Annotated in this window: 6 protein-coding genes; 5 read left to right on the top strand and 1 reads right to left on the bottom strand. The window is 61.4% G+C overall.

Translation table 11 applies throughout. The features are described 5' to 3' along the window. Positions 1 to 2 precede the first annotated feature (2 nt). The 5 genes from tssH to CUJ89_RS24250 are packed head-to-tail and all read left to right on the top strand — an operon-like array spanning position 3 to position 11,189. A complete protein-coding gene (tssH, locus tag CUJ89_RS24270) occupies positions 3 to 2,660 on the top strand; it encodes a type VI secretion system ATPase TssH (RefSeq protein WP_114179934.1) in 2,658 nt (885 codons plus the stop codon). Further along, positions 2,657 to 4,861 carry a type VI secretion system tip protein VgrG gene (gene tssI, locus CUJ89_RS24265; RefSeq protein WP_114179933.1) on the top strand — a complete coding sequence of 735 codons (2,205 nt, stop codon included), beginning with the start codon at positions 2,657 to 2,659 and terminating at the stop codon, positions 4,859 to 4,861. The genes tssH and tssI overlap by 4 nt, the downstream gene beginning before the upstream one ends. Positions 4,862 to 4,876: 15 nt before the next feature. Further along, positions 4,877 to 6,142, top strand: coding sequence for a hypothetical protein (locus CUJ89_RS24260; RefSeq protein ID WP_114179932.1), 1,266 nt, complete (start codon positions 4,877 to 4,879; stop codon positions 6,140 to 6,142). A gap of 21 nt (positions 6,143 to 6,163) precedes the next feature. Then, complete coding sequence (locus CUJ89_RS24255; RefSeq protein ID WP_152036662.1) at positions 6,164 to 10,684, top strand: RHS repeat-associated core domain-containing protein; 4,521 nt, start codon at positions 6,164 to 6,166, stop codon at positions 10,682 to 10,684. Between the two features lie 7 nt (positions 10,685 to 10,691). Then, positions 10,692 to 11,189 (top strand): SMI1/KNR4 family protein, encoded by a 498-nt coding sequence (locus CUJ89_RS24250; protein WP_161556557.1) that lies wholly within the window; start codon positions 10,692 to 10,694, stop codon positions 11,187 to 11,189. A 124-nt stretch (positions 11,190 to 11,313) separates the two neighbouring features. Here the strand turns inward: CUJ89_RS24250 and CUJ89_RS24245 are convergent, their stop codons facing one another. After that, on the bottom strand, positions 11,314 to 11,652 hold the full coding sequence (locus CUJ89_RS24245) for a DUF3693 domain-containing protein (RefSeq protein ID WP_114179929.1): 339 nt from the start codon (positions 11,650 to 11,652) through the stop codon (positions 11,314 to 11,316). Positions 11,653 to 11,668: the final 16 nt, after the last annotated feature.

Below are 11,668 nucleotides of genomic sequence, written 5' to 3'. Positions count from 1 at the left end.
TCATGTCCGATATCGGCCGCGTCAACCTGTTCGGAAAACTGAATCCGTTTCTCTACGAGACGCTCGAGCAGGCGACCGGATTCTGCCGGCTGCGCGGCAATCCGTACGTCGAGCTCGCGCACTGGTTCAAGCAGATGCTGCAGCGGCCCGACGGCGACCTGCAGCGCGTGCTGCGCCGCTTCGACATCGATGCAGCGGCCATCGAGCGCGGGCTCGTCGCGGCGCTCGACCGGCTGCCGCGCGGCGCGGGATCGGTGTCGGACCTGTCCGTGCACATCGACGACGCGGTCGAACGTGCGTGGGTCTATGCGACGCTGAAATACGACGCGACGCGCATTCGCGGCGCAATGCTGCTGCTCGCGATCCTGAAGACGCCGCAGTTGCGCAACGTGCTGGTGGCGATCACGCGCGAATTCGAGCGCATCGTGCCCGACGTGCTCGCCGACGAACTCGAATCGATCGTCGACGGCTCGCCGGAGGCGCAACCAGCCGCACAGGCAGGCGCGGGAGGCGATGCGACGGTGCGCGGCACACCCGCCGCCGACGGATCGGCGCTCGCGCGCTTCGCCGTCGACCTGACCGCCCGCGCGCGGGCCGGCGAGATCGACCCTGTCGTCGGGCGCGACGCCGAGATCCGCCAGATCGTCGACATCCTGCTGCGGCGCCGGCAGAACAACCCGCTGCTGGTCGGCGAGGCCGGCGTCGGCAAGACCGCCGTCGCGGAAGGTTTCGCGCTGCGGATCGCCGCTGGCGACGTGCCGCCGTCGCTGCGCGACGTCGCGCTGTACCTGCTCGACATCGGGCTGCTGCAGGCCGGTGCGAGCGTGAAGGGCGAGTTCGAGAGCCGGCTGCGCGGCGTGATCGACGAGGCGATGTCGTCCGAGCGGCCGGCGATCCTGTTCATCGACGAAGTGCATACGCTCGTCGGCGCGGGCGGGGCGGCCGGCACCGGCGACGCCGCGAACCTGCTGAAACCCGCGCTCGCGCGCGGCCTGCTGCGCACGATCGGCGCGACCACGTGGTCCGAGTACAAGCAGTACATCGAGAAGGATCCCGCGCTGACGCGGCGCTTCCAGCTCGTCCACGTGCACGAGCCGGAAGAAGCAGCTGCGTTGACCATGCTGCGCGGCCTCGCCGCGAAGCTCGAGGCCCACCACCGCGTGCTCGTGCTCGACGACGCGCTGCAGGCTGCCGTCACGCTGTCGCACCGGTACATCCCCGCCCGGCAGTTGCCGGACAAGGCGATCAGCCTGCTCGATACGGCCTGTGCGCGCGTCGCCGTCAGCCAGCACGCGGTGCCCGCGCCGATCGAGGACGCGCGCCGCCGCATCGACAGCCTGCGCGTCGAACAGGAGCGGATCGGACGGGAGTGCGCGCTCGGCACCGGCGATGCCGCGCGGCGCGATGCGATCGATACCGACATTGCCGCCGCGCAAGCCGCGCTCGACCAACTCGACGCACGGTGGCAGACCGAACGAAACGCATTGACGGCGATCGTCGAATCGCGTGCTTTATTGCTCGACGACGATCCGTCGCGCGAGCTTGATGCGGATGCGCGTACCGCCGCGCAAGTCCGTCTCGCCGCCGCGCAGCAGGCACTGGCCGATCTGCAGGGCGATGCGCCGCTCGTGCTGCCCGCCGTCGATACGCACGCGGTGGCGGCCGTCGTCGCCGACTGGACCGGCATTCCGCTCGGCCGGATGGTACGCGACGAAACGCAGGCCGTGCTGAAGCTTGCCGATACGCTCGGCGAACGCGTCGTCGGCCAGCGGCATGCGGTCGAGCTGATCGCCGAGCGGATCCAGACCGCGCGCGCGAAGCTCGACGATCCGACCAAGCCGCACGGCGTGTTCCTGCTGTGCGGCCCGTCCGGCGTCGGCAAGACCGAGACCGCGCTCGCGCTCGCCGACACGCTGTACGGCGGCGAACACAACGCGATCACGATCAACATGAGCGAGTTCCAGGAAGCGCATACGGTGTCGACGCTGAAGGGCGCGCCGCCCGGCTATGTCGGCTACGGGCAGGGCGGCGTACTCACCGAAGCCGTGCGCCGCCGGCCGTACAGCGTCGTGCTGCTCGACGAGATCGAGAAGGCGCACCGCGACGTGCACGAGATTTTCTTCCAGGTGTTCGACAAGGGCTGGATGGAGGACGGCGAGGGCCGCGACATCGATTTCCGGCATACCGTGATCCTGCTGACGTCGAACGTCGGCGCGGATCGCGTGATGCAGCTTTGCCGCGATCCGGAGCATCTGCCGGGCGTGCAGACGCTCGCCGATGCGTTGCGCGTGCCGCTGCTCGACGTGTTTCCGGCCGCGCTGCTCGGCCGGCTGACTGTCGTGCCGTATTACCCGCTCACCGACGCGACGCTCGCGCGGATCGTCGCGCTGCAACTGCGGCGGATCGAGAAGCGGATCGACGCGCATCACGGGATCCGGCTGCGTTGCACCGATGCGGCAACCGCGCTGATCGTCGAGCGCTGCCGAACGATCGAATCCGGCGGCCGCATGGTCGACGCGATCCTCACGCATACCGTGATGCCACGCATCAGCCGCGCGATCCTGGAGGCGACGCTCGAAGGCCGCACGCTGGCCTCGATTGAGGTGAGCGCGGCGGATGGCGAATTCGTTTACCGGTTCGACGAGGAGGCCACGGCGTGAATCGCGTCTTCACACTCGACAGCCCGCACGGCGACGACCTGAAATTCCATACGCTCGACGGCAGCGAGGAACTCGGCCGCTTGTTCGAATTCCGGATCGAGGCGCTGGCCGACAGCCACAGCCTGTCGCTGAAGGACATGCTCGGCAAGCCCGTGACCGTCCGGATCGAACAGCAGGACCTGTCGACGCGCTACCTGAACGGGATCGTCGCGCGCGCGTCGCTGGCCGGCCGGCGCGCCGAGCGGCATTACGGTTACGAGCTGGTCGTACGCCCGTGGCTGTGGCTCGCGACGCGCCGCTCCGATTGCCGGATCTTCCAGAACAAGACCGTGCCCGAGATCGTGCAGGAGGTGCTGTCGTCGTATGGGTTTCCGATCGAGAATCACCTCGCCGAAACGTATGTGCCGCGCGAGTACTGCGTGCAGTACAACGAGACCGATGCCGCATTCGTGTCGCGGCTGATGGAATTCGAGGGCATCTATTACTGGTTCCGGCATGCCGAGGACACGCATACGCTGATGCTGAGCGACGCGATGTCGTCGCACACGGCGCTGCCCGGCTACGAGACGATTCCGTACATCGCGCGCGACCGCACCGCGATTGCCGATGAGGAACACATCGACGGCTGGCTGCCCGCGCAGGAGGTGAGCGTCGGCAAGCATCAGACCACCGACTACGACTATACGAAGCCACGCGCCGATCTTTCGTCGCAGAAGGTCGATCCGCGTGGACACGATCACGACAGCTTCGCTTCGTTCGAGTGGCCGGGCGGCTATCGCGACGATGCGCCCGGTGCGCATTACAGCCGCGTGAGGCTCGAGGAACAGCAGGCCGAGCACGAGCGGGCGAATGCCGATACCGACGTGCGTGGTGTGGCGCCCGGGTATCTGTTCACGCTGGAGCATTGCCCGCGTGCCGACCAGAACCGCGAGTACCTGATCGTGCGGTGTCAGTACCGGTTTCAGGAAAACGCTTATGCGAGCGATCAGGGCGCGGAGGCCGTCGTGCATCAATCGATGACGCTCGTGCAGCCGTCGAGTTTGCCTTATCGATCTCCGCGCGACACACCACGGCCGCGGACCAACGGGCCGCAGACAGCGACCGTCGTCGGGCCGCCGGGCGAGGAAATCTGGACCGATCAGTACGGGCGCGTGAAGCTGCAGTTTCGCTGGGATCGGTACGGGCAGAGCAATCAGGATTCTTCGTGCTGGGTGCGGGTGTCGAGTCCTTGGGCCGGCGGCGGGTTTGGAGGCGTGCAGATTCCGCGTGTGGCCGATGAGGTGGTCGTCGATTTTCTGAATGGCGATCCGGATGAGCCGATCGTGACGGGGCGCGTTTATAACGGCGAGAAGATGCCGCCTTGGGGGCTGCCGGGGAGTGCGACGCAGAGCGGGATGCTGTCGCGGTCGTCGCCGGGCGGGACGACCGAGCATGCGAATGCGTTCCGGTTCGAGGACAAGAAGGGCGCGGAGCAGCTTTGGATGCATGCGGAAAGGAATTTCGATGCGGAGACGGAGGCCGATCATTCGCTTTCTGTCGGGCACGATCACACGCATACGGTCGGGAACGACGAGACGATGCAGGTGAAGAACAACCGGCAACGGAGTGTGGGGCAGAACGAGACGGTGAATATCGGGCAGAACCGGGTCGCGCAAATCGCGGTGGATGAGACGCATGGGGTGGGTGGGAATCGAACGCGAACGGTCGGGAAGAACGAAACCGTGACGGTCGCCGCGAATCGCGACGCGACCATTGGTGGAATACATACCGAGACGGTTGCGAAAGCCAAGACCGAAACGATCGGGGAAGGCAAGACGCTGAATGTCGGACAGATGTATCAGACGACGTCGCAGGACATGAAGACGCTGGTTGCGTCGGCGCATACCGAAGAGATCGGCACGCGCACGTCGACGATCGCGAACGCGCATACGCACACGGTCGGCGGCGAACACACCGTCAACGTCGGCGCGAACCACACGACGAGCGTGCAGCATCAGGTGCTCGTCAATGCCGGCGATCAGCTTTCGCTTGTCTGCGGGATGTCGAGCATCGTGATGAAGAGCGATGGAACGATCACGATCCAGGGCGTTAAGGTTGCATCGACCGGCTCCGAAAGCCACAGCGTGCGCGGAACGACGGTGACGTCATCGGCCACGGGCGAGCATACGGTCGAAGGGACCATCCTGAAGCTGAATCCGTGACGGAGATTCGCGCGAATGCAGAACTGGCAGCCGACCAATCCAGTGGAACGCAGGTTCATGGATGCGCATACGGACTGGATGAGTTTCGCGAAAGCGCGGGACGCGCGATTGATGATCTGGCAGACCGACGAGACGGATGCACAGCTCGTGCGGCTGTATTTCCAGGTTCAGGACGAGACGTCGTGCGCGGTGCGGACGATGCGCGCACCGTTCGTCAATGAATCGGGTTATGCGAAGGCGCTGACGGACGAACTCATTGCGTTCTACGACAGCCGGCGTGACGGATCCGATGCTCGGGGTGTGAGAGCGGATTGGCAGCCGCCGTACGACGATGGCCGGAATCCTTTGCTGTATCTGTTCACGGTTGCCGACAGCCTGATGCAGCACCATCCGGATATTTTCCCGGTGATGGTTTTCGTGCTTGAGCCGGCGAAAGTGCGGGATGACGCGGCGTGGGTGCGATGGATGGACGATTTGCTGACGATCGTTGCGGTCGCGCCGCAGCTTGGCGAGCGCGTGCGCTTCGTCGTGCCGCGTACGGACATCGCGCTGTTCCCAGCGCTGATGCAACGGCATCGGGCCGCGGTGCGAGTTGTACAAGGCAAGTATTCGATGGCGAGCGTGCCGCGCGAATTGCTGGCGGAGTCGGGCGAGCGCGGGCCGAGCGGTGAGTTTCGACGGCATTTCGTGGTGCTGACCGAGATGATCGAAGGCGGTAATCCTTCTCGGCTGGAGGAACTGCGCGCGGCAGCGCTGAAGGTCGCGGAGCGTGAGCAGTGGTTCGATCAGTGCGTTGTCGTGCATCTGATTGCAGGGGCTGCGTATCTGAAATGGCGCGATCGGGAGAAGGCGATCGATGCGTACCGTAGCGCGGCCAGCAGCGGCACCCGTGCGGTCGAGGCAGGGCATCCGGCGGGGCACAAGCTCGTTGCGAACGGGCTGTTCGGCGAGGCAAGCGTGCATCTGACGCACAAGGATTACGCGCATTCGGCATATTGCTATGAGCGCGCGGCGGCATCGACCACGGCTGCGAAGGATGGATTGATGACGGTCGAGGCTTGGCGGATGAGCGCCGTGTGCTGGGAGCGGGCAGGGGAGCGCGAGCACGCACTGGAGGCCGGGTTCAATGCGCTCGATGCGGGGTTGATGATCGACGAGCCGATGCGGGCGAACAGTAATCTGCCGATGGTTGTCGAGTGGATGGTGTCGCAGTTGGGGGTGCAAGACCGGCGGCGTAACGCGCTCAGCGAGAAGGTCGCTGCGTTGCGTGGCGGACGCTGAGCGCGAGCGAGGGCCGAAATCGTGGCACTGCCAGCCGTCAAGCATCTTGATCCGGTCATCGGCGTCGATGTGCATTCAGTGCTGGTCGCGCCGAGCCCGACGCCGGTGTTTCTGCCGCATCCGCATGTCGGGTTCATGCTCGATCTGCGGGAGTATGTCGAGGCGGCGAAGGGTGTCGTCGGCAGCATCGCGATGGCGTTGGTCCAGGAGAAGGTCAGCGCGTATCTCGAGGATCATCCCAACGTCGAGAAGAAGCTCGGCGAAGCGGCCGCGTTCGCATCGGGAAAATTCGCCGATATCCAGGACAACGCGATCGTCGCCGAGGGGATGAAACTCGAGCAGCAAGCGGCGGGGCTTCAAAGCAGTATCGGAAACATGATTGGCGCAGGCGTCGGAATGGGCGGTGCCGCAGGTCGGCCGATTTTTGTGAATGGATTGATGCGCGCCACGGTCGGTACGCATTCGTTTCACGTGCCCGGGCTGCATTTTCCGCTGGGGGAGTCGTTTGCACCGCCGCCGGAGCCGGATCCGATTCCATCGGATGACGCCGAGTCGTTCATGGGGAGCCGGACGGTGCTCGCCAATAACGATCCGATGTCGTTCATGGCACTGCCGGCATTGAGCTGTTGGGCGGTCGGGATGGAACCGCCGGGGCACAACAGCGCGCATACGGAGCGGACCTATCCGTCGATGCCGAGCTCGGTCATGCTGCCGATTCCGGCGGGAAGGCCCGTGATGGTGGGCGGGCCGCCGGTGTTGAATATGGCTGCGGTGGCGAAGGGGTTGTTCAAGGCGTTTCGGGGGTCGAAGTGGGCGAAGTCGCTGGCGGATAAGCTGAATTTGAAGTCGGGGTTCTTGCGTTGCAATGTGTTGAAGGCGGAGCCGGTCGATGCTGTGACTGGCGAAGTGGTGGTGCGCGACCGCGATTTCGTCGTGAATGGACGTCTCCCGATGGTATGGGACCGCCACTATTCGAGCCACGACCGGCATTCGGGCGAAATCGGCTTTGGGTGGCGTACACCGGCAGATATCCGCTTCGAGTTGACGCTTCATGATAATTCGATCGCCGGGATCGCTTATTTTCCGGATCACGTAACCGCATTCGATGAACTCCCCACTAGCGACGGATGGCAGGAGCGTACATACGACTGGCAGCATGGTTACGCGCTGTATCGTCGAGCCGCTCTTCTGATACTGCGCACGCGCCGGGGCATTGAGTACGAATTTGCATTACCTGACCATTTACAGGCAGGGCCCACGAACATCGAGGTCCGAGGAGGGCTGTCGCTGCCGATATCTAGGATGAGCGACCTGAACGGAAATGCGTGGGTGTTCGAGCGCGATACCGACGGAAACTTGGCGCGGCTCGTCGAGTGGATGGGCGATCGGTCGACCGGGCGTCGAATCGACTGCGATTCGTCAACGCGCCGGCAGGTCGGTGGTGAAAAAAGTCCGGCGGGCGAACTAACGCTAGTCGATATGGACGGTGGTTCGTATTCGCTCGTCGGTTACGAACACGATGTCGAACGGAATCTCGTCGCCGCGATCGATCCGATGGGAAGACGGCGTCGCTTCACCTATGAGGAAGAACATCGGATGACCGGCCATACCAGCCGCATGGGCGTCGCGTTTTATTACAGCTATCAACAATGCAGCGATGGTGTATGGCGTGTCGACCATGCATGGGGCGACGGTGGATTCTTCGACTATCGGTTTGCCTACAATACGGTGCATCACGAAACGCAGATCACGAACTCCGTGGGGGCAATATCGATTCTGCAAGCGAATGCGCGCGGAATGCCGATCGCCTCAATCGATCCACTCGGTGGCGCAACAACGTACGCTTACGATCGATGCGGTCGGACATGCTCGGAGACTGATCCAGACCGCCGGACAACTAAATGGACATATGACCAGTATGGCAATCTCGATGCATTGACACTACCCGATAAGAGCATTGTATCTGCACGATATGACCTGAATCACCGGCTGGTCAGCGTCGTTACACCGGGTGGACAGAAATGGACATACGATTGGGACACACGCGGCAACCTGATCGATCGTGTATCGCCGGATCGTGGCCGAATGCGCTACGAGTACGATGAGCAAGGGCAACTTGTCGAACAGGTCACCCCGCGTGGGGCGTCGACTCGGTTCGATTACGACGTCAGAGGCAATATTGCAGCGATTATCGATGCGCTGGGGCATCGCGTGGAATTCGAACACGACGCCCGGGCTTGCGTCACCAGGGTCGTCAATGCGATGGCGCAGGTCGCCCGTTACGCCTATGATCGAAATGGGAATTTGCTGCGCGCCATCCATCCTGATGGCACCGAAATTCAATGTGCCTACGACGCAGACGGCAATCTGATCCGGTATCGCAGCGCTGGCGGTCGAGAGACGTACTTCGATCACAACGAGCTCGGACAGATCATCAGGCGCACCGCGCCAGACGGTTCAACGATCCAATATCGATACGATTCCGAAGGTGAATTGACTGCCGTTATCAACGAACGCGGTCAATACCATTCGCTGCGACGCAATGCGCTCGGGCAGATCGTGGAGGAAATCGACTACTGGGGGCAGTCGCGTCATTACGAATACAACGCATCTGGTGACCTTCGGCGCCGCACGGATCCCTTGGGCCAATCCATTGACTACGAGACAGACGCCCTTGGACGCGTCGTAAAGCGGCATGTAGACGACGCGCGTCAGCCGACCGGAAAACGGACCGAAACGTTTTCATATGATAGGGGAGGGAATCTGGTCGTCGCTGAAAACCCGGACTGTCGAGTCGAGATGTACTACGATGAATCAGGTCGCCTAGTACAGGAGCGGCAAGATGCCAGATTCTCGATCAGCTACCGATATGATGAAAGCGGGAACTGCATCGAGCGTGCAGCCTCTCTGGAAGATCAAGGTAAGCCGGCAGTGTACCGGGAGCAACTCGAATACGACCGCCTTGACATACCTGCCACTATTCGCATCGACGGTATAGAGCCGATTTCATTCGAGCGTGACGCACTCGGCCGCGTGACGAGTGCGAAAACTGGTTCAGCGTCGAGCCACCAATGGGCATATACCTCCGACGGGCTGCTCGCCGTTCAGTCGATATCCATGTCGGGTGGCATATTCCTCGACAGCGAATACGTATACGACGCCGATGGGGAACTGCTCCAGAAGCGTGATCGGGACATTGGCACTCAATGCTACCGATATGACCAGGCCGGACGAGTGATCGAACACACCGGCCCGGACGGTCAGCGTCGCAGTTTCACATATGATTCCGCCGGCGACTTGCTACGAGCACATTTCCGGAACGTCGTGCACTCGACCCCGGACAATGAGGGCGATCGCTCGCTTTCGTGGGTCCGCGACGGCGAATACGCCGGCACCTCCTATACCTTCGACCGAACCGGCAATCTCATTCGCAAAGTCGATCCGGATCAGGACATACAGGCAAAATGGGACGCTGATGGACTACTGATCGAGACAGTGACTACACGCCGGAATGCATCGGTAAGCCGCCGCTCGAATCCTCCGACTAGAATCCGCACGCGATACACCTATGACGTATTTCATAGGCGCGTCAGCAAATCATCAGAAATACTACAGGGTGCCGATAGTTCATCTGACACGACGGAAACTTCGGAAATATCGGGTACCACGAGCTTTCATTGGGCTGGGGATCGGCTAGCGATATCCGGATTCATCGGTTCCGGAGAAAGAGTGACGCGACGTTTCTTCTATTATCCTGGCACATTTCATCCGATGACGCAGATTTGTTCGTCGGATGACAGCGAAGCGAAAGAACACGCGACAGTTCGGTACTTCTATAACGATCCGAATGGCTCACCAATCACAACGATCGATGACATCGTTTCGACCGATTCCGAAACAGTCGAGCTGAACTTTGCGGCGGAAGGCACTACGCCTATCCGGTACCAAGGGCAGTATTTCGATACGGAGACCGGTCTTCACTACAACCGGTACCGATATTACGATCCGACGATTCAGTGCTTCATTTCACAAGATCCCGTAGGATTGGTAGGAGGCGAAAATCCCTACAGGTATGCGCCGAATCCGATGGCGTGGATCGACCCGCTGGGGCTTGCGCTTTCGGGAGCAGATTTCACCGGCAGCCCTGATTTGTTCCCAGTCACGGGTAGTCAGAAAAATATTGTCACGATCACGATGCAAGGCGCTCGGGGACGAGACTTTACACAGGCTTACAAACTGGCTGGAATCCGACCTGCTCAAGCAAAGAACTACACTTGGCATCATGTCCGGGATTTCAATCCCGCCAGCGGCGAAACCACGATGCAACTCGTGACAACGGCGGCGCACGAAGCAAGCTTTCCTCATGCCGGCTCCGTTGAGCAATTCGAGAAAAATTTTGGTGTCAAGTATGAGTCGCTGGATGCAATCAAGCTGTCGTACGCGAAAGGGTGGCTGCTGGGGAAGAAGCCAGTGGACAGACTGGAGGATGCTGTCTACGCGTACTATCAGAATCGCAAGCCCTGCATCTGCCACGGAACGTGAGGTTACGATGACGGAAAACCTTTTTTTTGATTGCGAGAAAGAAATCGACCCGTACGATCTGGAAACGGTCGAACTGAAAATCGGCGCAAGGCTACCCGAAGAACTAAAGCGACATTATTTGAAATTCAATGGTGGGCATCCGAAACGGAGGTACTGGAACGACCCGCAGATGAAGTTCGATGCGCTAGAGGTGGCGGGATTCCGGCCAATCAGGTACTGCAAAGCGGATCATGACAATCCACGATCCTTGCTGGACGGTGGCTATTTGTCGCTGCTCGAGCGAGCGGTCATCCCGCGCGGGTTGTTACCATTTGCCCGAGATATTGCAGGCAATTTCTTCTGTGTCGATCTTGCCGAAAACGATGTCTGGCATTTCGCGGCCGATGCCTTCGATCCGGACGCCAGCCCGAGCGAGAATCATACGAACGCCCGGCGAAGGCTGGTAGGGACATTCCAGGGATTCATCGACGAATTGGTGTCTTTGCGCATGGCCAACTTCCTTTGAATCAGTTCGTGTCAGTTCCTGTTCGTCCCGTCCTGAGCTGACCGTCTCGGGGAAAGCAATCGTGGTTTGTTGGTGAGAATATATTTTACATAACGTGAAGAAAGACTGCTAACTAAAGCTGGCGTTACACCTGCGGGAACAAAGCCCCACAAGCGTTAGCGGGTAGCGCCAGCCACCGAAAACCCTGAAGTCCCTTGGAAAAAACTTCCAAAGCATGCACCCAAATTGCCTTCGTGCGATCGTCGCGCGAGCTTTCGGCGTGCGCAGCGGCGATCACTTCGAACGGATCGACGCCCAGAATTTCCGCAACGCGGATAGCCGTTTTCTCATCGAACACTGATTGCTGGTTGCGGTACTTGCTGACCGCGCCACGCGTCACGCCCAGCACTTTGGCTGCGGCGTAGTCGGAGGGAAGGTCGAGGCGGGCTTTCACCGCATCGAGCCAATCGACTGTCGTTTTCATAGACAACCCCTATCAA

This window comes from Burkholderia pyrrocinia, from assembly GCF_003330765.1.
Taxonomy (GTDB): domain Bacteria; phylum Pseudomonadota; class Gammaproteobacteria; order Burkholderiales; family Burkholderiaceae; genus Burkholderia; species Burkholderia pyrrocinia_B.
This window is presented reverse-complemented; position numbering and strand designations above follow the sequence as displayed.

Coding starts and splice junctions, on each gene's coding strand:
- tssH (WP_114179934.1), top strand. CDS start 3: ATGTCCGATATCGGCCGCGTCAACCTGTTCGGAAAACTGAATCCGTTT.
- CUJ89_RS24260 (WP_114179932.1), top strand. CDS start 4,877: ATGCAGAACTGGCAGCCGACCAATCCAGTGGAACGCAGGTTCATGGAT.
- CUJ89_RS24250 (WP_161556557.1), top strand. CDS start 10,692: ATGACGGAAAACCTTTTTTTTGATTGCGAGAAAGAAATCGACCCGTAC.
- CUJ89_RS24245 (WP_114179929.1), bottom strand. CDS start 11,652: ATGAAAACGACAGTCGATTGGCTCGATGCGGTGAAAGCCCGCCTCGAC.